The 25,519-nt window shown below is 59.8% G+C and carries 31 protein-coding genes and 1 pseudogene; 10 read left to right on the top strand and 22 right to left on the bottom strand.

Features of this window, described 5'->3' with window-relative positions; genetic code table 11:
* Positions 1-2: 2 nt before the first annotated feature.
* Positions 3-1,226 carry a hypothetical protein gene (locus tag M5D89_RS02905; RefSeq protein ID WP_215851127.1) on the top strand — a complete coding sequence of 408 codons (1,224 nt, stop codon included), beginning with the start codon at positions 3-5 and terminating at the stop codon, positions 1,224-1,226.
* Positions 1,227-1,279: 53 nt separating this feature from the next.
* Here the strand turns inward: M5D89_RS02905 and M5D89_RS02900 are convergent, their stop codons facing one another.
* Entirely contained in the window at positions 1,280-1,975 is a 696-nt protein-coding gene (locus M5D89_RS02900) for a hypothetical protein (RefSeq protein ID WP_215851126.1), read from the bottom strand.
* A gap of 255 nt (positions 1,976-2,230) precedes the next feature.
* Between M5D89_RS02900 and M5D89_RS02895 the strand changes: the two genes are divergently transcribed.
* From M5D89_RS02895 to M5D89_RS02870, 6 genes are read left to right on the top strand one after another with little or no spacing between them, the layout of a single operon-like run.
* Positions 2,231-4,465: a DNA topoisomerase 3 gene (locus M5D89_RS02895; protein ID WP_248884277.1), complete on the top strand. Its 2,235-nt coding sequence runs from the start codon at positions 2,231-2,233 to the stop codon at positions 4,463-4,465.
* Positions 4,462-4,902 carry a 1-acyl-sn-glycerol-3-phosphate acyltransferase gene (locus M5D89_RS02890; protein WP_215851124.1) on the top strand — a complete coding sequence of 147 codons (441 nt, stop codon included), beginning with the start codon at positions 4,462-4,464 and terminating at the stop codon, positions 4,900-4,902. Before M5D89_RS02895 ends, M5D89_RS02890 begins: the two co-directional genes overlap by 4 nt.
* Entirely contained in the window at positions 4,874-5,173 is a 300-nt protein-coding gene (locus M5D89_RS02885; protein ID WP_248884275.1) for a hypothetical protein, read from the top strand. The genes M5D89_RS02890 and M5D89_RS02885 overlap by 29 nt, the downstream gene beginning before the upstream one ends.
* Complete coding sequence (locus M5D89_RS02880) at positions 5,170-5,442, top strand: hypothetical protein (RefSeq protein ID WP_248884273.1); 273 nt, start codon at positions 5,170-5,172, stop codon at positions 5,440-5,442. The genes M5D89_RS02885 and M5D89_RS02880 overlap by 4 nt, the downstream gene beginning before the upstream one ends.
* Positions 5,411-6,019, top strand: coding sequence for a hypothetical protein (locus tag M5D89_RS02875; RefSeq protein ID WP_248884272.1), 609 nt, complete (start codon positions 5,411-5,413; stop codon positions 6,017-6,019). Before M5D89_RS02880 ends, M5D89_RS02875 begins: the two co-directional genes overlap by 32 nt.
* Positions 6,016-7,554 (top strand): DUF3363 domain-containing protein, encoded by a 1,539-nt coding sequence (locus tag M5D89_RS02870; protein WP_248884270.1) that lies wholly within the window; start codon positions 6,016-6,018, stop codon positions 7,552-7,554. Before M5D89_RS02875 ends, M5D89_RS02870 begins: the two co-directional genes overlap by 4 nt.
* A gap of 186 nt (positions 7,555-7,740) precedes the next feature.
* On the opposite strand, the gene M5D89_RS02865 is transcribed toward M5D89_RS02870, so the two are convergent.
* From M5D89_RS02865 to M5D89_RS14515, 3 genes and pseudogenes are all read right to left on the bottom strand, one after another.
* Complete coding sequence (locus M5D89_RS02865) at positions 7,741-8,253, bottom strand: CDGSH iron-sulfur domain-containing protein (RefSeq protein WP_248884268.1); 513 nt, start codon at positions 8,251-8,253, stop codon at positions 7,741-7,743.
* Positions 8,254-8,398: 145 nt separating this feature from the next.
* A complete protein-coding gene (locus M5D89_RS02860) occupies positions 8,399-8,665 on the bottom strand; it encodes a hypothetical protein (RefSeq protein ID WP_346347698.1) in 267 nt (88 codons plus the stop codon).
* A 21-nt stretch (positions 8,666-8,686) separates the two neighbouring features.
* Positions 8,687-8,746, bottom strand: a pseudogene (locus M5D89_RS14515) (thioredoxin fold domain-containing protein); the annotation flags it as partial.
* Positions 8,747-8,843: 97 nt separating this feature from the next.
* Here M5D89_RS14515 and M5D89_RS02855 point away from each other — a divergent pair.
* Positions 8,844-9,800 (top strand): IS5 family transposase, encoded by a 957-nt coding sequence (locus M5D89_RS02855; protein WP_004871535.1) that lies wholly within the window; start codon positions 8,844-8,846, stop codon positions 9,798-9,800.
* A 301-nt stretch (positions 9,801-10,101) separates the two neighbouring features.
* Here the strand turns inward: M5D89_RS02855 and M5D89_RS02850 are convergent, their stop codons facing one another.
* The 15 genes from M5D89_RS02850 to M5D89_RS02780 form a co-directional block, all read right to left on the bottom strand.
* Positions 10,102-10,452 (bottom strand): DsrE family protein, encoded by a 351-nt coding sequence (locus M5D89_RS02850; RefSeq protein ID WP_248884266.1) that lies wholly within the window; start codon positions 10,450-10,452, stop codon positions 10,102-10,104.
* Entirely contained in the window at positions 10,449-10,796 is a 348-nt protein-coding gene (locus tag M5D89_RS02845; RefSeq protein WP_248884264.1) for an anti-sigma factor family protein, read from the bottom strand. The genes M5D89_RS02850 and M5D89_RS02845 overlap by 4 nt, the downstream gene beginning before the upstream one ends.
* Entirely contained in the window at positions 10,793-11,389 is a 597-nt protein-coding gene (locus M5D89_RS02840) for a sigma-70 family RNA polymerase sigma factor (RefSeq protein ID WP_248884262.1), read from the bottom strand. Before M5D89_RS02840 ends, M5D89_RS02845 begins: the two co-directional genes overlap by 4 nt.
* Positions 11,386-12,099 (bottom strand): HvfC/BufC N-terminal domain-containing protein, encoded by a 714-nt coding sequence (locus M5D89_RS02835; RefSeq protein WP_248884260.1) that lies wholly within the window; start codon positions 12,097-12,099, stop codon positions 11,386-11,388. Before M5D89_RS02835 ends, M5D89_RS02840 begins: the two co-directional genes overlap by 4 nt.
* Positions 12,092-12,976, bottom strand: a complete 885-nt coding sequence (bufB, locus tag M5D89_RS02830; RefSeq protein WP_248884258.1) for an MNIO family bufferin maturase — start codon at positions 12,974-12,976, stop codon at positions 12,092-12,094. The genes M5D89_RS02835 and bufB overlap by 8 nt, the downstream gene beginning before the upstream one ends.
* Before the next feature lie 103 nt (positions 12,977-13,079).
* Positions 13,080-13,367: a BufA1 family periplasmic bufferin-type metallophore gene (locus M5D89_RS02825; protein ID WP_248884257.1), complete on the bottom strand. Its 288-nt coding sequence runs from the start codon at positions 13,365-13,367 to the stop codon at positions 13,080-13,082.
* 80 nt (positions 13,368-13,447) lie between these two features.
* Entirely contained in the window at positions 13,448-13,915 is a 468-nt protein-coding gene (locus tag M5D89_RS02820; protein WP_077272806.1) for a DoxX family protein, read from the bottom strand.
* A gap of 10 nt (positions 13,916-13,925) precedes the next feature.
* On the bottom strand, positions 13,926-14,207 hold the full coding sequence (bufA1, locus tag M5D89_RS02815; protein ID WP_248884255.1) for a BufA1 family periplasmic bufferin-type metallophore: 282 nt from the start codon (positions 14,205-14,207) through the stop codon (positions 13,926-13,928).
* 108 nt (positions 14,208-14,315) lie between these two features.
* Positions 14,316-15,425: an ABC transporter permease gene (locus M5D89_RS02810; protein WP_248884252.1), complete on the bottom strand. Its 1,110-nt coding sequence runs from the start codon at positions 15,423-15,425 to the stop codon at positions 14,316-14,318.
* Positions 15,425-16,540, bottom strand: a complete 1,116-nt coding sequence (locus tag M5D89_RS02805; RefSeq protein WP_248884250.1) for an ABC transporter permease — start codon at positions 16,538-16,540, stop codon at positions 15,425-15,427. Before M5D89_RS02805 ends, M5D89_RS02810 begins: the two co-directional genes overlap by 1 nt.
* Entirely contained in the window at positions 16,537-18,279 is a 1,743-nt protein-coding gene (locus tag M5D89_RS02800; protein WP_248884248.1) for an ATP-binding cassette domain-containing protein, read from the bottom strand. Before M5D89_RS02800 ends, M5D89_RS02805 begins: the two co-directional genes overlap by 4 nt.
* Positions 18,269-19,303 carry an HlyD family secretion protein gene (locus M5D89_RS02795; RefSeq protein WP_248884246.1) on the bottom strand — a complete coding sequence of 345 codons (1,035 nt, stop codon included), beginning with the start codon at positions 19,301-19,303 and terminating at the stop codon, positions 18,269-18,271. The genes M5D89_RS02800 and M5D89_RS02795 overlap by 11 nt, the downstream gene beginning before the upstream one ends.
* A 26-nt stretch (positions 19,304-19,329) precedes the next feature.
* Complete coding sequence (locus M5D89_RS02790; RefSeq protein WP_248884243.1) at positions 19,330-20,649, bottom strand: TolC family outer membrane protein; 1,320 nt, start codon at positions 20,647-20,649, stop codon at positions 19,330-19,332.
* A gap of 373 nt (positions 20,650-21,022) precedes the next feature.
* On the bottom strand, positions 21,023-21,316 hold the full coding sequence (locus M5D89_RS02785) for a BufA1 family periplasmic bufferin-type metallophore (RefSeq protein WP_077272807.1): 294 nt from the start codon (positions 21,314-21,316) through the stop codon (positions 21,023-21,025).
* 66 nt (positions 21,317-21,382) lie between these two features.
* The gene (locus tag M5D89_RS02780; protein ID WP_283103054.1) at positions 21,383-21,679 is read right to left on the bottom strand and encodes a MerR family DNA-binding protein; all 297 of its coding nucleotides are present in this window, start codon (positions 21,677-21,679) and stop codon (positions 21,383-21,385) included.
* Between the two features lie 94 nt (positions 21,680-21,773).
* On the opposite strand from M5D89_RS02780, the gene M5D89_RS02775 reads away from it, so the two are divergent.
* Complete coding sequence (locus M5D89_RS02775; protein WP_169737325.1) at positions 21,774-22,718, top strand: IS5 family transposase; 945 nt, start codon at positions 21,774-21,776, stop codon at positions 22,716-22,718.
* Between the two features lie 120 nt (positions 22,719-22,838).
* Here the strand turns inward: M5D89_RS02775 and M5D89_RS14400 are convergent, their stop codons facing one another.
* The 3 genes from M5D89_RS14400 to M5D89_RS02765 are packed head-to-tail and all read right to left on the bottom strand — an operon-like array spanning position 22,839 to position 24,517.
* On the bottom strand, positions 22,839-22,931 hold the full coding sequence (locus M5D89_RS14400; protein WP_431307144.1) for a MerR family DNA-binding transcriptional regulator: 93 nt from the start codon (positions 22,929-22,931) through the stop codon (positions 22,839-22,841).
* Between the two features lie 4 nt (positions 22,932-22,935).
* Entirely contained in the window at positions 22,936-24,246 is a 1,311-nt protein-coding gene (locus M5D89_RS02770; protein WP_248884239.1) for a cytochrome c biogenesis CcdA family protein, read from the bottom strand.
* Positions 24,221-24,517 (bottom strand): thioredoxin family protein, encoded by a 297-nt coding sequence (locus M5D89_RS02765; RefSeq protein ID WP_014002619.1) that lies wholly within the window; start codon positions 24,515-24,517, stop codon positions 24,221-24,223. The genes M5D89_RS02770 and M5D89_RS02765 overlap by 26 nt, the downstream gene beginning before the upstream one ends.
* A 699-nt stretch (positions 24,518-25,216) precedes the next feature.
* Between M5D89_RS02765 and M5D89_RS02760 the strand changes: the two genes are divergently transcribed.
* Complete coding sequence (locus tag M5D89_RS02760) at positions 25,217-25,447, top strand: hypothetical protein (RefSeq protein ID WP_248884237.1); 231 nt, start codon at positions 25,217-25,219, stop codon at positions 25,445-25,447.
* Positions 25,448-25,519: the final 72 nt, after the last annotated feature.

The raw sequence follows: 25,519 nt of genomic DNA, 5'->3' as shown, positions 1-25,519 counted from the left end.
CCATGTCTGAACTCGATGACCTGGAGGCGGTGGCGTCCGGAGCACCCTCACCGTGTCCGCAAGAGCCAAAACCCGCGCCCACGCTGGATGGAATCCTGTCTCAGGCCGAAGCCGCGGGACACCCGAAATCCGCTCTGGAGACCCTAAGGTCCCACGCGGATCTGATTCGCCGCATATCCAGGATAGCGAAGATCGACCTGGACGCTGAAATACAAGCCGTCTGGGATCATCTGCCCAACTTCCGGCGGGCTCGGGCAGAGCGGGAGCGTCAGGCGGCATCCCAGTCCACCTGCCCGGCCGAGCGCGCGGCGCGTTTACGCCACGCCGAGCAGCTGGCAACACAAGCGCAGAATCTGGCCAGCCCAAGCGCGGAAAATCGATTCCGGGCCCGTGCCCTAGTGACGGAGTTGTCCATCCGCCTTGCCGCCCGGCTGCGCGGTATCGAGGTGTCCCTGCCGAACGTGGAACCGTCGAGCCTCAGGACCTTCGAGAAGACCTTTCAGGATCATACGCGGGGAGTCGAGGCCTCCGGGATGTCCCGTCAGGACGCCCAGCACACGGCCCGTCTGGCTTTTCTGCAAGCCTTGGTCGAGGCGGACGCCACCCCGGACGATCCGGCAGGCTTGCGGGCGGCTATCGTGCGATACCGCAAGAACACGACCCGGGACTATGGGGTGGAGCCCGGCCATCTGCACGACCAACCGCTGTCCGAGACGCCGCAAGCGATTGAAGTCCCGGCTCAGGTTGAATCCGAGGCCCTGGATACGGATCGGGCCATCGCGGTATCCCGGCTATCCCGATCCCTGTCCCTGGCCGCCGCCGCGGAACTCAACCCCAGGCATTACGCCATCTACCGGGTCCTCTCCGAAAACACGCATCTGTTCGATTGGCGGCTGGGGCCGGACGGGAAACTCGTCTTCGTGAAGCGCGACGGAGCCGGGCGGGGCGAGAATATCGCCGTCCAGGTCATGCAGGAGGTCGGCGGGTATGCCGGCCGAGGGGCGGCCTACCGTGCCGTTCACGACACACTGGACCGTCTCGGGGAAGCTCTCCATAAGTACGGCCGTTACGTCACCATCGAGGGGATTCCTGTCGAGAAGCGGACTCGCGCCACCGACCGTCTGACGGCGAGCCGGAAGCAGGTGATGGAAGCGGCCAGAACCCCGCGGACGCCGGCCGAGGCCGTTCCGGTATCCCGGAAGCAGGAAGCCGCCGAGATCGAATAGGCGTCCGCCGACCCCTTCCAGGCCCGCCCACCGTGGCGGGCCTTCTGCGGCCGTTAGCTCAGCATTTCCGCTTCGACACGGACAATGTATTCCTTCGGCTTCCCACACCCATTGGACGCTTTCGTCGGGGCGAGGATGCCCAACTCTACGAAGCGACTGACACACCGTTTCGCCTGAGTGGTGGAGCATCCGGCCTGCTGCGCCACCACCCCGACCACTCCGTCAAATATCCATTGATCATTCCCCCGCACGGTCTGTTCCAGGATGGCCAGCAGCAGCGTGGCGCATCGAGGCGACAGGGTGAGGCCATCCGCGGCCAGTATCCGACCCCGGATGCTGGACGGAAGGTTTTCCTGCCCCGCTATAATCCTTCGCTCCGGCCTCGGCTCCGCCGAGGCCCCCGATCCAGCGCGGACAATGTATTCCTTCGGCTTCCCACACCCATTGGACGCTTTCGTCGGGGCGAGGATGCCCAACTCTACGAAGCGACTGACACACCGGTTCGCCTGAGCGGTGGAGCATCCGGCCTGCTGCGCCACCAGCCCGACCACTCCGTCGAAGATCCATTGATCGCTCCCCCATGTGGTCTGTTCCAGGATAGCCCGCAGTAATGTGGCGCACTGAGGCGATAGGGTGATGCCTTCCGCAGCCAGAATCCGACCCTGGATGATGGGTGGCAGCCTTTTCCGCCCCGCCATCACCCGTTCCCGATCCCAGGTTTTCTGTTCCAGCGTCTTTTTCCGCTTCATGCCTGCGCTCCCTAGTTGGTACCACAAATGATAGCGTGAACGGTTCACGCTATCATAAACGATACCGACTGTTAAATTTTAGCGGAAATCATGGAACGCAAGATAAAGATCCGCACGGGTTTGGTATAGCTTTCCCGTGCGGGTCCTATTTCCGTTTGATTCGGCGCCTGCTCGACCTTTGGCTACAGCCCATCTCCTACCGATCGCCACGGCGCCTGGCTATACCCAAACGCAGCGTATTTTGGGAGATAGCTCATGCCAACCGTCATCATTGCCGAAAAGCCGTCCATGGCTCGCGCCATCCGCGAGGGTCTTGGGGCACAGGCCCGCAACTATGAGATCACCAACGCCTTTGGTCACATCCTGGAGCAGGCGGAACCCGACGCCTATCTGCCCGATTCTGTCCCCAAGACGGCCAAGGGCAAGAAGGTCTGGCGAATGGAGGACCTGCCGATCATGCCTGCCGAATGGAAGAAGTTTCCCAAGCGGGACGCGAAAGACCAGCTCCAGAAAATCGGGAGTCTCTTGAAGACGGCGGATACCGTCATCAACGCGGGAGACCCGGACCGGGAAGGGCAACTGCTGATCGACGAGATTCTGGAGCATTTCCGCTATCGCGGCCGCGTCCAGCGGGTGTGGCTCAAGGCCCTGGATACCGAGAATGTCCGCAAGGCCTTCGCCGCCCTGGAGTCCAACGAGAAATACCGGCCCCTGAGGGATGCCGCCGAGGCCCGCAGTCAATCCGACTGGGTGGTGGGCATGAACCTCTCCCGCGCGGTGACCGTCAAGTCCGGGGACCTTTTCCCTTTGGGCCGGGTGCAGACGCCCACCCTCGCTTTGGTGGTCCGGCGGGATCTGGCCATCGAGCATTTCGTTCCCCGCGACTACTTCGAGGTCTTTGCCCAGTGCCAGCACGCCAATGGAGCGTTTCTGGCGAAGTGGGAGCCCAGAGGGACGGACGGCCCAGGCTTTGATGAGGAAGGCCGGCTGATCGACCGGAAACTGGCCGATGCGATAGCCGCCAAGGCCAGCGGGCCGGGCCGGGTATCGCGTTTCGAGTCCCGGGAGCAGAAGCAGGCGGCACCGCTGCCTTTCAGCTTGTCGGCGCTCCAGAAGGTGGCCTCCGCCCGTTTCGGCATGTCCGCTCAGCAAGTGCTGGATACCTGTCAGGCGCTGTACGAGAAGAAGGTCACCACCTACCCGCGTACCGACTGCCGCTACTTGCCGGAAGAGCAGCACTCCGACGCGCCCAGAATCCTGCGGGCCTTGCCGGTTCCTGACGCGATCAAAGGAATGTTGGATACCGGTCGCAAGCACGCCGCGTGGAACAATGCCAAGATTACGGCACACAACGCCATCATTCCGACCGGCCAGAGTGCCGCGGGACTCGGCGGGGACGAGGCGAGGCTCTTTGAGCTGATCTGGAAGTCCTATGTGGCGCTGTTCCTGCCGGAGTACCGCTACCGGAGCCTGTCGGCCCTGGTGGATCTCGGGGGCGAGACCTGGAAGGCCACCGGCCGCCAGGATATCGACCCGGGCTGGAAGCGCCTCTATGGGAATATCTCCCTCGATGAGGAAGAAGGCGACGACGAAGCCAGGGCACCGCTCCCGGTCCTGCAAACCGGAGATGCGGTGCGTGGTCAAGGCGGGCAGGCGCAGGCAAAGCAGACCAAGCCGCCAGCACGGTTCACCGACGGCTCGTTGATCGAGGCCATGTCCAACATCCACAAGTTTGTGGAGGACCCGGCGGCGAAGGCGAAGCTCAAGGAGACCTCCGGTCTCGGGACGGAAGCCACCCGTGCCAGTACCATCGAAGGGCTCATTCAGCGGCAGTATCTCCAGAAGAAAGGTAAGCAGTTGATCTCCACGGCGAAGGGCCGCGCCCTCATCGCGTATCTGGAAAGCCAGGATCTGGCCGAGTTTGCGGATCCGGCGACGACGGCTCGTTGGGAAGATTTGCTCTCAGCCGTGGCCGAAGGCCGGGTTCCCGCCGAAAAGCTGACGGCGGCGGTTGCGGACACGGTGCGGGCCGCCGTGGCCAGGCTCAAACAGGGAGCGGCCCTGGCCGCCCCAGCAGGCGGCGGCAAGCAAAACGCCGCCACCCTCCCATGCCCCCTCTGCAAGGGCGACGCGACCGTCCGGCGTCTGGAGTCCAAGACGAAAAAGGGGCTTTTCTTCTGGGCCTGCTCCAACCAGGATGCCCACCCCTTGCTGGCCGACGACCACGGCAAGCCGGGGGAACCTTTTGGCACACGGCAACCAGATAACCGGACCTACGACAAGGGACCGGACTGTGCCCATTGCCATGGTACGGCCACCCAGGCGCGGGCCACGTCCACGGGCAAGCCCTATTACCGCTGCCCTTCCTGTAGCGCCGCCTTCTGGCCGGATCGGGACGATCCGTTGAAATTGGGAACCGAGTGGCCGAAGCAAGAGCCGGCTTCTGGGTCCCGAACGGTCCGGGCCGGCAAACCGAGGAAACGCGCATGAGCGGTCTGCTGATCCTCGCCCGTCCCCATACCTCGCTGCTGGATGGACCCCGGCTGGCCTGGTGGTTGACCCATGCCGTCGGGATGCGCGGGGCGCTGTTCCCCATCGATCCCGATTACGCCCGCCACCCTGTCTGGTCCCGCTTGCTGCGGACTTACGGGCGCATGGCGGGGGGACACCGGATGATAGCCCTAGATTCGGAAAGCCCCTTCGGTTTGCGGACCCTGGCAAGGGCTTTGCGGGGCGGAAACGCCGTGGCGCTCTTTCCGCAGGGAACCGGACTTCGGGAGGGACCGGATCGCCCGGACCGCCCGGGCGCCCAATGGCTCATCCGCCAGACCTGCCCCGATGTCCTCGCAGTGCGTGCCGGGCCAAGGGGTTTTGTCGCGGAGAAAGGAGAGGAGCGCCATGCGCCGGGTATCGAATTTAGCCTTTAACCGGGAGTTCCCCGCGGCGACCGGGATGACCGGACTGCCCGCCGAGAATGCGGTCTTTCTGCGCCGGGATACCCGTAATCCCTATGACCCGGACGCGGTAGGCGTTTGGCTCGATACCCGGCCAGACGTTCCCGTGGGCTGGCTTTACCGTAAGGACAATAACCGCCGTGCCGTGCTTCAGGCGCTGGATCAGGGCAAGGTCCTGCAAGGCCGGGTGCAGATCCGTACCCCGGGCGCCAACGGGCAAAAGATCGTGGTGTTCTGGCTGTGACGCCGGAGGTGAAAGAGCGGGCAACGCGGTTATTGCAGGACCCGCGACGGTATCTACCCCTGCTGTACGCCGCCTATTCCGTGGATCCAGAGACGCAGCTGGCCGACTGGCTGGCAGCAAGCCTGGGCGACGAGGCGGAGATGCTCGTCAAGCGCCTCCTGCTGGAGGGATTTTACCGGACGCGGAAGGAAGACCTGATCGGCTATGCCCGTCGTCGTATCCTGGAGGAATGGGGTGATGCAGAAGACGAAATCCGACTTTCAGAATAAGCCGTACATTCCGCCCCGCGCCCTGCGCAAGGACACGCCGGGCGGCACGGTCTGGGTGCCGCGCTGGAGGTGGGCCGGGAGGCTTTTTGGAAAGGCCATGCAACTTCCTCCGGCTCCCGAACCGGCTATGGGGGAAAGTCCCGCCGCCATTGCCGAGGCGCTGGAGCGTGGTCCCGCTTCCCGATCCAGTCCAGAGCAGGGGAGCCCCTCCAGGGAACCAGAGGCCCAGCCGACGCAGCCAAAGGCCAATGCGGGCGAAGCGGAGCGAGGTGTGCCGGAGCCCTGGGGGGCCTGGGCCTATCCGCTGCTTGGGGTCCTGTCTGCATTGGTCATCGCCTTCGCTCTGGGTACCGGCTACGGGTACCTCCTCGCCGTTGGGCGGCCGCCCCGCTGGCTGTCGAGTGGAGCCGTGGGCGCGTTGCTGATGGCCCCGTCCGGGGCGCTGCTCCTGTTGCTGTCGGGCCTCGCCTGCCTGGTGCAGGCCAGGGACGATCGAGTTACCCGGCGCATCTGGCAGGTTACCGGGTTCCTGCTGCTGATGCTGTTTCTGCTGGTGACTTTCTGGGGACTCTTGTGAGCGAGAAGCGATCTGATACGTCGGTATCGGGCAAATCCTTCGTTCGCGGCCGTACCATCGAGGAAGAGGAACGGCGCGGCCGGCCTCAGGCGGCCCGCGTCCTGCGCCGGATCACGGCGGAGCGGCGGGCGCTGCCCCGATCGATGACCGGGGCAAAGGCGGTATCGGGCATCCTGTCTGGCCGCCGAGCGCTCAAGCCCGCGCCGAGCGGTGCGCCGAATGCCGGAGCCGCCCGACGGGCGACGGTGAAGGTCAACTACGTTCCCAACCGCAAGCAGGGACAGTGGGCGGCCCATGGGAGTTATCTGGAGCGTGAGGATGCCCAGAAAGATGGCGAGAAGGGGCATGGCTTCGATGCCAAGCAGGATAAGGTTTCGCTTGCATCCCGGTTGCAAGACTGGCAGTTGGCTGGTGATCCCCGATTGTTCAAGGTCATTCTGGCCCCGGAAGACGGCGACCGGCTGGACTTGCGGGAGTACACCCGCGACTACATGGCCCGGCTGGCTCCGCACCTGACCGGGCACCCGGAAAAGGTCGAGTGGGCCGCCATTGATCACTACAATACCGGGCATCCGCACGTGCATCTGCTGATCCGCGGCAATAACGGCTTGCAGATCGCCCCGGACCTGATCCGGAAGGGGATGCGCGATCTGGCGTCGGAGGTGGCTACCGAGCGTCTGGGCTATCGCTCCCCCGCCGAGGTCCAGCGGGCAAAAGAGCAGCAGATAGATGCCCGCAAACTGACGCCACTGGACCGGGAGATCGAACGGCAGGCTAAGCCCTTGCCCGATGGGATGTCTTTTCTTGCCGAGGTGGTCCGGAAACCCCGAGACCGGGGTTACGCCGACCAGCGACTGCGGATGCGGCGGCTGGAGTCCCTGGAGCGGCTGGGGCTGGCCCAGAAGATCGCTTCCTCCACCTGGGCGCTGGAGGCGGGCTGGACCAAGGCGTTGCGGGAACTGGAAATCCTGCAGACCCGCACGAAGATGGTCGCCCATGCCCGCGCCCTCATGACCGAACCCCGCTGTCCGCCCCAGGTGACCAGGCTCCGGCCGGGGGAACGCCTGGTAGGCCGGGTGCTGGGCACCGGCCTGGACGAGCAGTACGACCGCAGCTACATCCTCATCGAGGGCACCGACTATCGGGCGCACATCGTCTATCAGAACGCGGCCATCGAGAAAGCCCGTGCGTCCCAGGACCTGCAACTGCGGCATCTGGTCGCCATCGAGGGCAAGTCCTTCGAGAGGGACGGCAAGACCATCTCCTACTCCGCCGTCGAGGACTATGGGCTGACGATCCCAGATAGGCCGGGCCCGGTGCGTATCCCGGAAAAGGCTCTGGACGACGCGCTGAATGCCGGGATGGAACCCGCCCAGGAAGCGAGCACCGGCTTCCAGCGGTACTGGCACGAACAACTTCTGGATCGGCAGCGTCAGAAGGCGCAAGAGAAGCAGAGGGCAGAGCGGGAGAAGCAGAAGCAAGAACGGGAATCCAGGAAGGCTGGACCGGACCGCAACGATGTTGAACTGGAGTGACACCGATAGCTATACTGACCTGGAGCACCTGACAGGCGGTACCCACGGAGTCATACCGCCGGAGCGTCAAAGGGTTTGGACAGCAAAAGACTGAAAGCGGACATTGGGAACCTATGCCTCAAGCAAGGGGCGCATGGATATGGTTTGTGAGATTTTTGTGTGCAAGAGGAACTGATCTGCACTCGATTAGAGCCGATCAATAAACCCAATGGCGATATGCGAGCCATCGCAGAAGGGCTTGTTCTTGGACGCACCACATCGGCATAGCGTAACGCGATTACGGAGTTCATAGGCGAAACCATCGACGCCATAGATCTGAACGTAGCCTCGGAGCCAGATTGGGCCAGAGCAGTGTTGGTCAGGATCTTCAATCAGCGCAATAGAGGGCTCGAAGGCCTTCTCAACAGCCTCGCCTGTTTTGTCGTCCCAGGCGACGAGTCGACCTGATGGACAGTCGCACGTCTGGGTAACGAAATGCTGCTGGGACGTTGGGTGGTCTGTTTTTAAGACGAGATTCCAGACTTGTCCATTGGGATCACAAAAACGTGCGGCTGAGCACAGGCTCTCGACATCTGTGAGCGACATAACCGGACCCGGAATGCGCTTTGCTTGGTCTAAATAGGCCCGGCGATCGGCCGTTTCCGTACCGTCAAAGCCCACTCGTTGATGCGAGCCGTCACAGAAAGGTTTGTTTGTCAAGCAGCATCATCGGTTGAACAGCCATTAGCGCAGAATATTGAACAGTCTTCCAAAGCATTACTGGCAGATCAACCATTTGATATAAAATGGTCAAATGCGCGTTCTGGCATGCCTCGACATGGTCAATGATGCCGCTGATTTCATCTTAAATCTGTTCAATCCGTGGCGCTGTTTGACAGCCATCAAAACCTAACTCAAGAAACATTTTCTTGTTTTCCTGCAGTTCCTCGCGGATTTTTGCCGTTACCTGTACATGGGGGAGATGCGCGAAATCCCCCGTTTGAAATGCGGTTCCCACGATCGCTTCAAAATGCTGCAGCGTTTGCACTGGATGCGGCGATGATAGCCATGCCGCCGCTTCTCCCGCGCTCTCCGGCGTCAGGATTGCTATAGGTACATAGTGCACGGTCAACTTGCCTTCCCATATGAGCGGGGCTTCGTTTTCATAAAGGGCATGACAGTACGGGCAGTTTGGGTCCTGAAAATCATAAATAACCGGTCCGCCGTGACCATCCTGGATATACGTTAAGGAGTCTCTGATTTAGCCATCTGATACAATGGGCTGACCGAGTAGCGAGGAGATGCTATCCATGTCCGGACAGATAACCTTTGCCGAGGAGCCCAGCCTGTCGCGACGCCGCAAGCAGACCAAGCGAGAACGCTTTCTGGCCGAGATGGATGCCGTGGTTCCCTGGGCCAGGCTTGTGGCCTTGATCGAGCCGCACTACCCCAAGGGGGGCAGCGGCCGCAAACCTATGCCTTTGGAGCGGATGCTGCGGATCCACTTTCTCCAGCAATGGTTCGGCTACTCCGATCCGGGGATGGAAGAGGCCCTGTACGAGGTTCCTCTGCTCCGTCAATTCGTCGGTATCGACTTGGGTCGGGACTTCGTTCCCGATGAGACCACGATCCTGAAGTTCCGCCGCTTACTGGAGCGCCATGCGCTTGCCCAGGCCATCTTTGCCGAGGTGCAGTCCGTGTTGCAGGAGAAAGGGCTCTTGCTGCAGGAAGGCAAGACCGTGGATGCCACCTTGATTCACGCCCCGAGCTCCACCAAGAACCGAGACCGCAAGCGGGATCCAGAGATGAGTTCCACCAAGAAAGGGAATCAGTGGTATTTCGGGATGAAGGCGCATGTGGCAACGGATCTCCAAGGTATCGTACAGGCGGTGGACTTCACGGCGGCCAAGGTACCGGATCATCAGCGGCTGGAGGGGCTCCTTACCGGAGAGGAGTCGGTGGTCCTCGCTGACCGGGGCTATGACTATCCCCAGGTGCATGACACGCTGGTGGCCCGAGGCATACGGAACGCGGTAGCGCGGCGACGCTATCCTGGGCAGAAAACCGGCTTGGCGGCCCTCAAGCGCTACAACCGCGCCATTGCCCGGATCCGTGCCCGGGGAGAACACGCCTTCCGGGTGCTGAAGTGCCAATTCGGTTATCAGCGAACCAGATATCGGGGTCTGGCCAAGAACGGTGCTCAACTGACCACGCTCTTTGCCTTGGCCAATCTGTACATGCTGAGGAGATATCTCCTGGCCGCGTAGGGAGTGGTGTGCCCAATATCCAATAATTCTCCAGAAAATGGGGGAATTTGACGGATAAGTGACCTGATAGCAACGTGCTTAGGTCAATACTGGGGACAAGGCGCACCTTTTTAGGCTAGGTCAGAGCTTCCTTAACTGTTTCGGCAGCGTCTGCGTCCACAGCTTTTGCTCAACGGTTTGCTGGCCAGTTGCCAAAGTACTGGCATCGGCCGGGGTAAAGACCACCAAAGACAGGCTGGCGGCTAACAGTATGCTGAAGAGAACTTTTGTGTGCATGCGGATTGTCATCGCTCGGCGCATTCTAAAAGGACAGGAGCTGATAGCCATCCGCTATCAGACGCGTCAATTCCGAACCAATGGCTTTTGCCTCGATCTCTGCCTTGCGCAGATTTTCTTCCTCTCCTGCTTGGCGTGCATTGTAGATACAAGCGACCGTTGCTATGCCACTGTCCAGAAGTTGGTCAAGAACTTCCCGGAGTGCTTGTTGATCTCCCATAACCTGCCCGGGAACACGCACCCCAGGACCAAAGAAATAGAACCGTATATCTTTTAGTACGTTTTCTTGTTTGGCCACTAATGCATAGCGCATGGCCATTTCTACTTTTACTGGATCCTTCATATCGGAAAGCAACACAATCGCTAATTTACTCATTTCGGACTCCTGCTGTCTGCGTCACTGCGGTCTCCACCGGTCTCATCGTCCGACGGATTCGTATAGAGATCGGTTGCCTGTCCCGTCGCGTCGCATCGACGCAATCGCTCACGCAATCCTTGCTTGAAATCCTCGCCTAAGCGTTGATCACTCCATCGTGCCAACAATTTCCGGGAGACTTCGCTCAGCCAATGTACCTGTCGTTGGTATTGTCGGCAGGAGGCGCAAAAGAGCAGATGCATCGCCAGCATTAAACGCTCGCGCGTGGATAAGCGGCCATCCTGCGCTTTGGAGATTTCTTGAGCCGCCTCCTTACAGGTCAACATGAGGTGACGATACTTCACGAACGCGCCTCTCCCTGCGGAAATAGTGCCTCGAGGCAACGGGCGATGCGCAATCGTGCCCGGTGCAACAAAACGGCCAAGTGATTGATGCTCGTCAAAAGCTGCTGGGCACAGTAGGCGGTATCCTCGCCCAACCATTCCCGATGCACGAACGCCATACGCTGTGCCTCGGGCAAATCCGCCACACAACGTTGCAGAGCCTCCCGGAGATTTCGATCTTCCGCCAGTTTTTCTGGATTTTGGCCCCAATTCCCGGGGCGCAGCGCCCAGCGGCCATCAGCGCGAAACAGTAGTTGTTCCATTTCGTCTTCGTCGTTCTCGCCTTCCGGGAAGGAAACCTGGGGATGCCGCTGTTGCTGGCGAAAATGATCCAACAGCTTGTGCTCCAGGATACCGAACATCCAGGTTTTTTCCCTTGCCGCCCCTGCATAGTTCTCTCGACCCAGCCAAGCGGCCAGCAAGGTCTCCTGCACCAGGTCTTCCGCCAAGGCACAATTGCCATTCAGGCGAAACAGGGCATGACGAAACAGGGCATCACCATAGACATCTACCCACTGGTCTGGGGAGTATCGCTCCGGAGCATTCTCCGTCATTGCCATTCCACCAAAAGTCCTGCGATCAGTGCGGTTTCCAAAAATCCACGCACGTGTATTCCGGGCTCGCGATTTTGTACCAGGGCAGCGGCTTCCACGGGGCTCGCTCCCGACAGGAGTGACCGGTACCACAGCGCCTCTGTCGGCTCCATGGGGCGCATCATCACCTCTTCCTGTGGTCTCGCCACCAGCACGGTCTCACCCGCTAGGCGATCCAGATCGAGAGTCTCTGCGTTTTTGGGATCCTGACAAAATGCCCAGATGGAAAAAATGGGGTAGTCGGACTCCACGAGTTGCAGGGAATGATGCAGGCCGTTTTCGGCGTACCCCTCCGCCGCTTGATAGGCTTCGTGCTGCGCCCACTCGAGGCGCGCCAGGTCGGGTAAATAGGGTACCGATTGAACGAGAGGATGGGTCAGCAACCAATCGGGCAACGCCCCACCGTAGGCATTGCGGTCCCCGCAAGCCGAGGGGAGGACACGCACATAGTCGAAACAAAGAGCACGAAAACACTCCTCACCGACCAGCGTTTCCACGACTCGGTAGATATCTGCCAGAGCCAGCCGAAATCCCTCCAGGACATTGTTGCGATAGATGGCTGTGGATGCCGCAGCGGAAATGGGGCCGACGAGTCCCGGCAGTTCCACCCCTTCCTCGTCGGCGAGCAAGGCATGGCAAAAGGCTTCCTGCCATTGCCGAATCTCATCCATGGGTGTTCTCCAACAGCCTTTGCGCCTCGGCCGCTTCGCCCAACAGGATATCGATGGTTGGCAAGTCGCTGTCCCATTCGATAAGGGTGGGCACCCGATGATCGAACATGCGCAAGGAACGGGCATACAAGTCCCAGACCTCCGGCCACACTGGACAGCTATGGGTGTCGATGAGCACCGTTGTGCCTTCTACTTCTTCCACCGAAAACCCGGCCAGATGAATTTCCCGTACCGCCTCACGATGGAGATTGGCGAGGTAGACGAGGGGGTCGAAGTGTTGGTTGCGACTGCTGACAAAGAGGTTGTTGATATCCACGAGTAACCCGCAGCCGGTTTTCTCTGCCAGTGTGTTGAGCATGGCCCACTCGGGCAGCGCATCGCCGGAAAAACGCAGATAGGCAGAGACATTCTCGATCAGAATCTGACACCCGAGGACTTCCTGCACCTGTTGGATACGAGGGACCAGATGTGCCAGCATGGACTCTGTTCCGGGTAGTGGGAAGAGGTCGTGGAGATACCTTCCACCTACTGAAATCCAACATAGATGCTCTGAAACCAGCCCAGGAGCATAGTGCTGTATCACCCGCTTGAGTTGGCGTAGATGATCCAGATTGAGAGGGTCCGCACTACCCAGAGAAAGGCCGACGCCATGCAGGCTCAGGGGATAGTCACGACGCACCTGCTCCATGACGCGGTGGACCTTGCCACCGGCGGCAAAGAGGTTTTCGCTGTGTACTTCTACCCATGCGACCTCCGGTGCCATTGCCAAAAAATCATCGTAGTGTGCCGCGCGCAATCCAATGCCCGCAGCGGCAGGGATGGCGTCGATGCTTCGTGATCCAGGAACGGTTGTATCGGTTTCCAGAGTGTCTAGCATGTGGTTTTCTCCTGGGGTCAAGGCCTTTTCCTCTGCAGGGCACGGGAAAAGATCCTGATAACATCCAACCGGGTCCAGGGCAAACCCCGGACCCGAATACCCCTTACTTGCCGGGGGTTAGACTACCCCCAACGATCTTCAGGCAAACACCTTTGGGCACCGCCAGCCACGCATCCGGGTTGCCGTTGGTGGTGGCAGAACCACGGGTGATACCCCCAATGGACATACACTGATTCTGGTGTGCCTTGGCGATTCCATAACACTTGACGTAGCCGTGGGGCATCATCCCAGCCCAGGCGGTGCTGGCGAATCCTGCCCCGGCAAGCGTCAGAGCCCCAGCCAAAACGGCCTTCCGGAAAATATGGTTACGGTCGTTCATTTTCTGTTCCATTTGCACTACTCCTTTTCAGTTGTTACCACGTGGTTTCCCACCAAGCCTGGGCGTAGGCCTAGGCGGTAGAAAGAGATCACCTACCCGGCTTTGTGCAGGAATTTCTGGAGAATGGCATCTACTGACAGTATTCCGGGTCCATACACTGTCAGATACAAGAGAAAGATCCCCCAGGGTACTTGATCCAGTATGCCGGCCATGCCCATCTGCGGATAAGAAATGATGGTTGCAATGTTGTAGAAAAAAAGGAAAGCGGCAGCGACGCGCCCAGCCAGTCCCAATACCAGCAATACCGGAAAGACCAGCTCGATACCCGTACCCAAGTAGGCTGCCCATACTGGCGGCAGCAGGGGAACGTGATACATGTACCGAAAGAGCGCGATAGTGGAGGTCATGCTCTGCAGCTTCACCATCCCGGCATTCCAGAATATCTGCGCTATCCACCACCGCGCGGCCAATGCAGCCAAAGATGAAAGATGCTGGCTGGCATCGACCAGGCGGGCGTATACCTGGTCCATCCGATGCAGGACAAGAGAGCAGGTACCCACGGCAGGGCCCCTACTTGCCGGGTACCAAACTGCCGCCAACAATCTTCTGGCACAGCCCGGATGGCAGGAGCAGGAAGGAATATTTGCCACCATTGTGAATGGATTGGCCAGCGCAAGAGTGGGTAGTCGTTGCGCAATCGTTCATGTGTGCCCGCGCAATGCCATAACACTTCACCCAGGATGCCGCGTCTGCCTGAGGTGCCATGGCGAGCGCTGCGACGCCCAAGGTCGCGGCCAACGCAATTGCGGTGGCGGTCCGGGAATTGTTGCCTTTTCCAACGCTTGTAGTCATAGCGGTTTCTCCTCGATTAGAGTGAATGGATTAGATGCTCATCCCTTTAGTCGTCGAGCGCCGACTTTTATTACACCCCATCGCTGAGCGGTGTGACGAAGGGCCCCCTTACTGCATGCGATGACGGAAGAGCCAGGCCGCGGCGCTCATGCTCAGGACCGCGATGATGGCCAAGGGCCAATACTGGCTCCACAGGTCCAGCAGCCCGTCTCCTTCCAGGAATACCCCGCGCACGATCACCAAAAAGTAGCGCATGGGATTGGCATAGGTGAGGTCTTGGACCAGTTCCGGCATGTTGGCGATGGGGGTGGCAAAGCCCGAGAGAATGATGGCCGGCACCAAAAAGAGAAAGGCGCCGAGCAGGCCCTGCTGCTGGGTCATGGACAATGACGAGATCATCAAGCCGATGCCGACGGCGGCAAAGAGAAAGAGCAGCATCCCCAGGGCGAGGGCAAAGACGCTACCGATGAAGGGCACGCCAAACCAGAATACCGCCACCAAAGAAATGAACGTGCCCTCCACGGCGCCCACGAGAATCCCCGGCAGTGCCTTGCCCGCCAATATCTCCAAGGGCGTCATGGGAGTAACGAGTAGCTGGTCAAAGGTCCCTTGCTCCCGTTCCCGGGCTACCGAGAGCCCCGTCACCAGCAGGGTCACTACCAGGGTAAGTAGGGCGACGATACCGGGAACGACGAACCAGTGCGACAGAAGATTGGGGTTGAACCAGGCGCGGGTGACCAGCTGTGCCGGTGGGCTGCCCCAGTGGTGATCCCGTGCCCAGCGATCGTCGAACGAGAGCAGGACGCTATTGACATAGTTGAGGGCAATGGTAGCCGTGTTGGAATTGCGGCCGTCGATGATCACCTGCACCGGCGCCGGCCGATGATGCAGAAGATCCTCGGTGAAATGGGGACCGATCTGCAGCACCAGCAGGGCCTTTTCGCGGTCTATGAGGGGAGCGATCTGGCCTTCGCGGGTGATGGTCGCCACCTGTTGAAAGGCTCGCGAACCCTGAAAATAGCCGAGCAGTTCGCGAGAGGCAAAGCCGCTGTCCTGGTTATAAACGGCGTAGGGAATGTGATCGAGGTCGAAGGTGGCGGCGTAGCCAAAGACCAAGAGCTGAATGATGGGCGGCCCGATAAGGACGAACCGGCTTTTCTTGTCCCGCAAAATGGCGAGGAATTCCTTGATCACCAAGGCCCAGATGCGCGCTAGCATCAGTCCAGCCTCTTGTGGGAGCGGCGCAGGGTCACGCCCAGGAAAAAAATCGCCATGAACAGCAGGGCGAGGCTATTCCACAGAATAATCGGCCAGACATCACCGGCGAGGAACAGGGTCTGCAAAATGCTGACAAAGTAGCGGGCGGCAACGATGTGGGTGAGGACCTGGATCGCCGCGGGCATGGACGGGATGTAAAAGATGAATCCCGAAAGGATGAAGGCCGGAAGGAAGGTGACAATGATGGCGATCTGTCCGGCCACGAATTGATTGCGTGCGACGCTGGAGATGAGCAGGCCCATGCCCAAGGCGACCAAAAGGAATAGAGTCGAGGCCAGCAGCAGGACGGCGAAACTCCCCCGCAGGGGCACGGCAAAGAGCCAGACCGCCATAGCCACCGAGAGCAGCATGCCGCCCATTCCCAGGACATAGTAGGGGATCAGTTTGCCGATCAATATCTCCGCCATCTGCGCTGGGGTCGCCATGAGCGCCTCCATGGTCCCTCGCTCCCACTCCCGGGCTACCACCAGAGCCGTGAGGAGGGCGCCGATCAGAGTCATGATCATGGCAATCAGGCCTGGTATCAGATAGTCACGACTGCGCAGCGCGGAGTTGAACCAGATTCGATCCTTGGCGTCTACCGGGATGATCAAGGGCTTGCCGGCCGCCAGCGCGCGTTGTTGTAACCAATTCTGCCAGACCCCTTGCAGGTAGCCTTCGACGATGCGGGCATTGTTGGCGTCCACACCGTTGACGAAGACCCCGATGGAGGCGGTATTCCCCTGCAGAATCTGGCGGCTGAAATTGGAACGTAGCCAGACGATTCCATCCACCTTCCGTGCCATGAGGGCGGCCTGGGCCTGTTGCACGCTGAGGAAGCGCTTCGGCGCAAAATAGGAGGACTGCTGCAGGCCACCGACAAAGGCACCAGTCTCCGCCGTCGGCTGATCCACCACTACCGCCAGAGGAATGTGGCGGGCGTCGAGGGACACCCCGGAGCCAAAGAGAAAGAGCAGGAACACCGGCAGAAAAAATGCGATGGCGATGGCGGAAGGATCGCGGAGGATCTGCAGAAATTCTTTGCGAATGAGTGCGCGCAGGCGCCGAGGATTCACGATGCCCTCCGGATCTGGCGCTCGTGGGTTTCGATGATTTGGATGAAAGCATCTTCCATGCTGGGGTCCGGGTGTTCTGGGCTTTTGGCCTGGGCCCGCAGTTCCGCGGGGCTGCCCTGGGCGAGGATCTCCCCCAAGGACATCAAGACGAGTCGATCGCAGTATTCCGCCTCATCCATGAAATGGGTGGTGATGAGCACCGTCACCCCCTGTGCCGCAAGGGCATTGATGCGCTGCCAGAACTCCCGCCGCGCCAGAGGATCCACCCCCGAGGTGGGCTCATCCAAAAAAAGGATGGGCGGCTCGTGGAGCAGGGCACAGGCCAGGGCCAAGCGTTGCTTGATACCTAGAGGCAGGTCGTCGGCATTGACGGTGCCGTAGGGGGCAAGTTGAAACTCCACGCGCACGCGGGCGAAGGCCGCAGCCCGTTGCTTGCCGCGCAGGCCATAGGCGGCAGAAAAAAAACGGAGATTCTGATCGACGCTGAGGTTGCCATAGAGGGCGAATTTCTGCGCCACATAGCCGATGCGGGCGCGGGCAGCACTGCTCGCCCGGCGCATGTCGACTCCGGCCACGCGCAGGGTCCCTGCGGAGGGCGGCAAAAGACCGCAGAGCATACGAAAGGTCGTGGTTTTGCCGGCGCCATTGGCCCCCAAAAGACCAAAGATTTCGCCACGGCGCACGCTAAAGGTGCTGCTTTTGACCGCCTCAAAGTGACCAAAGAACTTGCGTAAGCCCTCCACTTCGACCACTGCCTCGGCGGTTTTGTCGTCTATAACGGCGGTGCTTATTGGCGCCGCAGCGATTGCCGTCGTTTCCATAGAGCCCAAGAGCTGCACAAAGGCGTCTTCAAAGGCGGGTGCCACTGGCTCCCACTGCTCGCCGGCAGCGGGCGTCACCGGCTCCGGCCCGGTGAGCACGCGGATGCCGTCGGCGACGATCCGCGCATCCCGTACCCCCGGGCGTCCTTGTAGCGACTCGCGCAGGGCGCGGCGCCGCATTTCGGGGTGGCGAACCAAAAAACAACGCCCGCGCAGAGGATCGGTGAAGCTCTGCGGGCTCCCTTGCTGGAGCAGTTTACCCTCGTGGAGCAGGACAATGGCATCGCAACGCTCCGCCTCGTCAAAATAGGCCGTACTCATCAAGACCGTCGTCCCAGCGCCGCGTAGACCCTGGATAATCTCCCAGAGCTCGCGGCGGGCGATGGGATCCACACCCACGGTGGGCTCGTCCAGAAGCAAGAGCTGGGGTGCTCGCAGCAAAGCACAGGCCAAGCCCAACTTCTGCTTCATGCCGCCCGAAAGTGCCCCGGCGCGACGCTTGCCAAAAGGTCCCAGAGCGGTGAGTTTCAGGAGCTCTTCCTGGCGATTGCGCGCCTGCTCCGGGTCAAGTCTCTGCAAGTCGCTGTAGAGATCGAGATTCTCCTGCACCGTCAGGTCTTCGTAGAGGCCGAAGCGTTGCGGCATGTACCCGATCTTCTCCTGCAGATCCGTCGTCCCGGTGCGGATTTCCTGCCCAAACAGCACGACCTGCCCTGCGCTCGGACGCAGGAGCCCAGCGGCCAGGCGGATGAGGGTGGTCTTGCCCGCCCCGTCGGGTCCTAGCAGGCCCGTCACCTGGCCCGGGGCGAGTTCCAGATCCAGACCATCCAAGGCAAGAACCGTGTCCTTACCGCGCTGGAAAGTTTTGTGCACCCCAACGAAGCGCAAGGGGCGGGTAGCCGCGGGTTCAGTGCGCACAGGGGTGCTCGGAGAGGGCCTGGGGCTGGTTGTTCTGCAGAGGGATCTGCACCGTTACCGGCATGCCCAGGCGCAACTCATGCTGCGGATTGCAGGCATAGACCCGCACTCGGTAGACGAGCTCCGTGCGCAGATCCGTGGTTTGCACCGTCTTGGGGGTGAACTCCGCCGTCGGCGAGATGAAACCCACCCAGCCCGCAAACTGCTTACCGGGAAAGGAGTCGCTCTCGATCTGTGCCCGCATGCCCAGCCGCACTTTGCCCAAGGCCGTCTCCGGCAGATAGGCGCGCACCCAGACTGGATTGTCGAGCGCCAGGGTAAAGACCGGGGTTGCTGGCGAGACCATGTCGCCCGGCTCAACAATGCGGTCCTGGACTACGCCATCTTCCGGTGCGTAGAGCTTCGTGTCCCGTAACTTCCGCTTGGCTAGGGCCAAGGCGGCGCGATCGGCCAGTAACTGCGCTCGGGCGGCCGCAATGTCTTCCTTACGCGGCCCTTTGATGGCGAGAATAAGGGCCTGTTGGCTATGGTCGAGATCGGCCCGCGCCGTTTTCAGGGCCGCGGCGGCATTGTCGGCGCTCTGTTTGGGGACGTACTGTTCGGCGGCCAAAGCCTTTTGTCGCCGCCAGACGAGCTCGGCGTTTTCCAGAGTCGCCTGGGCCGCCGCCACCTGCGCCCGGGCCTCGGCGATCTCTTCGGGGCGGGAACCCGAGAGCAGTCTGGCCAAGACCTGCTCCTGGGCCGCTACCGTGGCTCGATCCCGATCGACGGCATCCTGAAAGCGCGTCGGGTCCAACTCTGCCAGCAACTGTCCCTGCTTGATGTGGTCACCTTCCTGCATCAGCAGTTTCTGTACGCGCCCGTTGTCGTTGAAGGCCGCCTGCACCTGGCGGATGTCGATGTTGCCGTAGATGGTCAAGGTATGGGGATTGGTGACCGGACGGTGGGTCCACCAGTAGGCCACCCCGGCGCCAATGACCAAAAGCAGAAGCAGCAGGATGAGGCGCATTTTTTTGCTGGCCATGACGGGCTTCCTTTCTAATGGCGTATTCAATGTGTTTGCAGCAGACCGTTCACGGCCTGTAGGTCCTGCAGGTCCAGTTGTCCAGTGGCCGCCTGGAGCTGGACCCGGGCGAGCACCTGCTTGTACAGGGCAACATTATAATCCTGCTCGGCGCGCAGGTAGTCCGTCGCCGTCTGCAAAAGATCGATGATGGAACGGGTACCTACCTCATAGCCCTTGCGCGTGCCCGTCAAGGAGACTTTGGCCGATTCCACCGTTGCCTTGGCCGCCTGGAGCTGGGATACGCTGTCTTGAAGGTTCAAAAAAGCGGTCTGGGTATCCAGTCGCACCTGGTCGCGAACGCTACCCAGGTGGTCCACTTGGGCCACGCTCAGGGCCTGGGCTTTCTGCTCCCCGCTGGAAATGCTTCCACCCTGGTAGATGGGCATGGAGAGATTCAGGCTCACCCCAGCCTGATTCTCGTTGAAACCCGGAAAGGGGCTACCATGGTTGTGCTGCGCAATCCCCTGCAGATCGACCTTGGGCCAGCGCGCCCGCTGCTGGTACTGCACCTCTTCCTGGGCCGTACGCAATTGCGCCTCGGCCTCGTGCATCAGCGGCTGATCCCGGATGGCCGCCTGAACCCATGCGTCCATGTCGTCCGGCTTGGGGCCTTCGGCGGTAAAGGGCCGGAGATCCTCCAGATGACCGACGGGCGCGTGGGTGAGGCGCTCCAGGCCGCGCTCGGCGATGGACACCGCATTGCGGGCACGGATCAGGTCCGACCGCGCTGCATCGAGGCGCGCTCGGGCCTCACGCACGGCAATGATATCGCCGGTGCCCACCTTCAGGGCCGCCTCCGTCTGCCGGTAGATGCTCTCCAGCAGGCGTCGCTGACGCTCGGCAATACGCTCCTGGGACTGCGCCTCCAGCACCTTGAAATAGGCCGTGGCCACGCGCAGGGCCAACTGCTGCTGCGTGTACAGCAGTGCCGCCGTCTGCGCCTGGATGCGACTGTCGGCTTGACGCAGCGCCACGTAGCTCTGACCGTCGAAAACCGACTGGGTGAGGGTGACACTGTAACTGTCCGACAGATAGGCCTTGCTCAGGTCGAGCCCGGCAAAGCCGGAAAAGGTGCCCGTGTTATAGCCCACGCTCGCCCCAAGCCCAAGGTGTGGCAACAGCGCCGCCCGCGCTGCCGGCTTGTCCTGAAGCGTGGCCTGAAACTGCGCACGCGCCTCGGCCAGGGCCGGGTCAGTGCGATAGGCTTGGTGATAGGCTGAAAGCAGATTTTCGGCCTGTACCGCACTACTGACGCTGAACAAAAGCAACGCAGCAACGAATACAGCGCGCGGTCGTCTATGCATGCCGGTCCCCAGCGGCCCGAGGTTTTTTATCGTCTCGATGCTGATTACAGTCGAAAAGAGTACAGCAAGAGATTCAGCGAGTGGCACGCGAAGCGTTGTCATCTCATTTCCCCGCCTCAACTTGGTGAGCGTAGATCAAGACTGCGAAGAATTGCCCTCCCTGCACAAAGTCGAGCAGGGATTCCGCCCCCTACGCCAACATGACATCGAGGGAGCGCGTTGCCAATCACTATTGCCCAAGGCGGTAAAACATTCGGTAGACATATAATGCGGACTACACGATTTTTCATGGCATTTTTAGCACGCTCATAAATAAACACTGTTGGATCTCATCTGTAGAGCGCTTCAGTGGGGAATAACCCGCTATAAGCGATCACTTGCCGGGAACCAAGCTTCCCCCCACAATTTTTTGGCAGAGCCCTCTGGGCACGTACAGAAATGAAGTTTTGCTTCCATTATGTATCGACTGCCCAGCGCAAGAGTGGGTGGCTGTTGCGCAGCTATTCATGTGCGCCCGCGCTATTCCATAACATTTGACTTTGATCCAGGTGGTTGCATCAGCCGATGAGTAGGCTGATGCACCAATACTCCCAACGAGGGCAATGGCGCCAGCAAAAATAACTTTGCGAGGAAAATTTTTGTATGAATTGCAAATCAGGTCGTCCATGTGATCCTCTCCTGTAAATCAGAAAATTGTCTAACGTCGCCTATTCCTAAAGTAAAGGTGTGCTTGTCATCTGCCCTCAATCGCACTGAGGATCGGGCATTCCTCGCCGCTCTCGCACTCGCACAAGTTAGTGAGTATCCGCAACTGCGCGCGCAGATGCTCTAGCTCCGTTATACGCGCTTCTATCTCCTCCATCTTTTCTCTGGCCAACGCGCGTACGTCTTCTCTCAATGGCATTTGACCATCTCGCAATTTCAGCAGTTCGTCCACCTGTTTCAAGGTGAAACCCATATTTTTAGCCTGGCGGATGAAACGTAAACGATCCCTGTCCATGGCTGTGTATTGTCGTACTCCGCCTCGCATGCGGGGCGGAGAATTCATTAAGGAGTCTCTGATTTAGCCATCTGATAGAATGGGCTGACCGAGTAGCGAGGAGATGCCATCCATGACCGGACAGATGACCTTTGCCGAGGAGCCCAGCCTGTCGCGACGCCGCAAGCAGACCAAGCGAGAACGCTTTCTGGCCGAGATGGATGCCGTGGTTCCCTGGGCCAGGCTTGTGGCCTTGATCGAGCCGCACTATCCCAAGGGTGGCAGTGGCCGCAAGCCCATGCCCTTGGAGCGGATGCTGCGTATCCACTTTCTCCAGCAATGGTTCGGCTACTCCGATCCGGGGATGGAAGAGGCCCTGTACGAGGTTCCCCTGCTCCGTCAATTCGTCGGTATCGACCTGGGCCGGGACTTCGTTCCTGACGAGACCACGATCCTGAAGTTCCGCCGCTTACTGGAGCGCCATGCGCTTGCTCAGGCCATCTTTGCCGAGGTGCAGGCGGTGTTGCGGGAGAAAGGGCTCTTTCTGCAGGAGGGCAAGACCGTGGATGCCACCTTGATTCACGCCCCGAGCTCCACCAAGAACCGAGACCGCCAGCGGGATCCGGAGATGAGCTCCACCAAGAAAGGGAATCAGTGGTATTTCGGGATGAAGGCGCATGTGGCAACGGATCTCCAAGGTATCGTACAGGCGGTGGACTTCACCGCGGCCAAGGTACCGGATCATCAGCGGCTGGAGGGGCTCCTTACCGGAGAGGAGTCGGTGGTCCTCGCTGACCGGGGCTATGACTATCCCCAGGTGCATGACACGCTGGTGGCCCGAGGCATACGGAACGCGGTAGCGCGGCGACGCTATCCTGGGCAGAAAACCGGCTTGGCGGCCCTCAAGCGCTACAACCGCGCCATTGCCCGGATCCGTGCCCGGGGAGAACACGCCTTCCGGGTGCTGAAGTGCCAATTCGGTTATCAGCGAACCAGATATCGGGGTCTGGCCAAGAACGGTGCTCAACTGACCACGCTCTTTGCCTTGGCCAATCTGTACATGCTGAGGAGATATCTCCTGGCCGCGTAGGGAGTGGTGTGCCCAATATCCAATAATTCTCCAGAAAATGGGGGAATTTGACGGATAAGTGACCTGATAGCAACGTGCTTAGGTCAATACTGGGGACAAGGCGCACCTTTTTAGGCTAGGTCAGAGCTTCCTTAAACCAAGTTTTTCGTAATAGCGAATCGTGTCAGGTAGCACACCGACATCCTTAGCCAGAACACCGATACGGTAACCCATTTTCTTATCCTGCAGCCAAACTAGGAAGCCAGTAAAAGTAGCCATTGAGTAGATACAGCCCCATGGCGATCATCACCACTCCCCCCATAACCTTCAAAGCTGGTAGACTTTGTTCCATTCCGGGGAAGCGTTCCAGCCACGCAAGACCGGTTGCTCCTGTGAGCACTGGTAGACTACGACCTACGGCAAAAGCAGAGAGGAGGGCGACTCCGAACGGTAACGAATGCACGCTGGCGCTAGCAGTCAGCATAACTAGCAAAGCTGGCGTGCAAAATGGACACACGGCAACCGCGAAGGGAATACCGAGCATAAAGGCGCCCAGCGGACCCTCAACTTTCATTGCGCGCATCGAGAACCAAGATAATCGAATCTTGATCAAACCAGCCCACAATAGGCCCAGGAGGATAGCCACGGGTCCCAAGACTACTCCCCATTGACGGCCCATGATCCCATGTACCCAATGACCACCTTCCGCGGCGGCGCCTCCCAAAAATGCTTGAGTCAGGATCATTCCCAATAGAAACGCCCCGGTCAACCACAAGCTCGAAGAACGACTTTGTCCTCGCGTCACAAAAGTGATCCCCATACCCAAGGAAGCAAGCGCCAGTGGCTCAAAACTGAAGAGAAAGCCGACGCCGAACCCCAAGGCAAGGGCTGCAAATGAGGGATGCCGCAGGACATCGGGGACCATGCTCGAATCAACGACAGTACTTACATGCGGGGAGAGAAGAAGCAACGCCACGAGGATAAGCCCGACAGCGGTCACGACGGGTGCAGCCGGGGCTGTGCGATCCAGGAATCCTAGTAGACGTGGTCCAGTTCCTAGCCACGCGGCTGTTATCACCGGCAGGGTGAAAGCCGAGGCGTAAATCGCCCCTGCAATGGCTGCCCATAGGGGGTGGTGGAGCGTAACCGCGACTCCTCCTACGATTCCGAAGAGCGGAAGGGCACAGGCTGGCAAAGTCCACGCCAGCTGGAACGGCTGTGGCCATCTCGCTCCTCCGGGAATGAGTTTATAGAAAGTGAAGTGTGGCACCGGCAGATACATGAAACGTGAGATGATGAATGGGAGAGCTATTGCTGCTAGAACAATAGAGGGCAGGTATGGCCCCCAATGCGGCGAAGGAATCAGCTGAGCTGCGACGGCGAGGATGGCAGCCAGGAAAATACTGCGGGTGATCCATAGTGTTAGCACACCACGACCATGCTGTGCATGGCTGCGCGCTGCAAAGACTGTATGGGTCGCGATGGTGCAGGGCTCGAAGAAGGAAAGCAGACCCAACGCAGCGCTAGTCAGCAGAAGCAATACGATCATGGGATTCTCCTCCTGATAGAATGCTATTTAGATAGTTGCGCAAGTCCCGCACGCTTGGGAGACCTGCGAACACCAACTTGCCTTCCACCGCGATGGCTGGACTGGTCAGGACACCAACTTCTACCGCGTGGTTCAGTTCCTCCAAGATATTTACCTGTCTCCACTGTACCTTATCTGGTCCAAATTCTTCAGCTACGGCGCGCAGAACCTGAACCGCTTGGGCGCACTTGCCACAGCCGGGTGAAGAAAATACTTCGACGTTGATCGCCATGTGGATGTACCTCCTGGAGCCGATAGACCATGATGGGGGCTTCAAAACAGAGGATAGATGCTAGAGTCTACTCCAAGTCAAGCGAAGAAGTCGTTGGACAAATCTCACGTGGCGCCTCACGAGCCTGCGACTGCATCTTGCGTTGGCTATGAATCCACTCAAGCTTACGAATGGCTGGATCCGTGAGTTCTTTCTGATGTTGACGTTTACGGGTGGTTTTTGCGGTGCGCTCATCGGTGAATCGCCTGGCGATAGCCCGTCAGTGCGGAGAATTGGGCTGCGAAGGGTGGTTTTTGCCTTGAAACAGGCCCTGCGCCTTGAGATAGCGGCGGATCGTCGGGTAGGACGGAAGCGATACCTCCTGCCCAAAAGCACCACCTTCAGATTACTGTGAAAAAACGGCAGAAAGCTGGGCACACTTACCCCGCAGACCTCACCAGAGGCTTGCAAAGAGAAGAAAGAGCGATCGACCATAGACCCGCTGAAGCCAAGCACCGCCCGGTTATGGTGCCTCTAGCGACTGGCAACGCCAATGGACAGGACTATTTTTCATCATCAGGGGTAGAGCTTCAAGCCCCATGATCGTTTGCGTAGTGCAACTGGGCCGTCGAGCCCGGGTGCTCCCGATGTTGGGTGGTCAGCGTCTAGATCACCAGCGGCGTCAGACTCTGGAACTGGCCGACGTTACTGCGTAAACGATTGCGCAAAGTAATCACCGGATTCACAGCGGCACGCACTGTGGGAACGCTGGCCATTACGGCGGTGCTGCTGACCTATTCCCTGGCGACGCTGGTCCTTATCATGCTCTTGGTCTGGCTCGCTACGTGGCTGGGCTTACACTGGCGGTGGGCTTGGCTGGATCGCAATAGCGAACGATTGAGCCTGGTCATTCTCATGATTTTGGGGCTCGTCTTAGTGGTGGGGCTTTGATACGCAGAACTGGAGAAAAACGTGAATCTCCTGACGATATACGGCGCATCGGTGGTAACTTTGATGATGGCA

This window comes from Acidithiobacillus acidisediminis, from assembly GCF_023277115.1.
Classification (GTDB): Bacteria; Pseudomonadota; Gammaproteobacteria; order Acidithiobacillales; family Acidithiobacillaceae; genus Igneacidithiobacillus; species Igneacidithiobacillus acidisediminis.
Note: the sequence above shows the minus strand (reverse complement) of the source record. Positions and strands in the feature narration are given on the sequence as shown.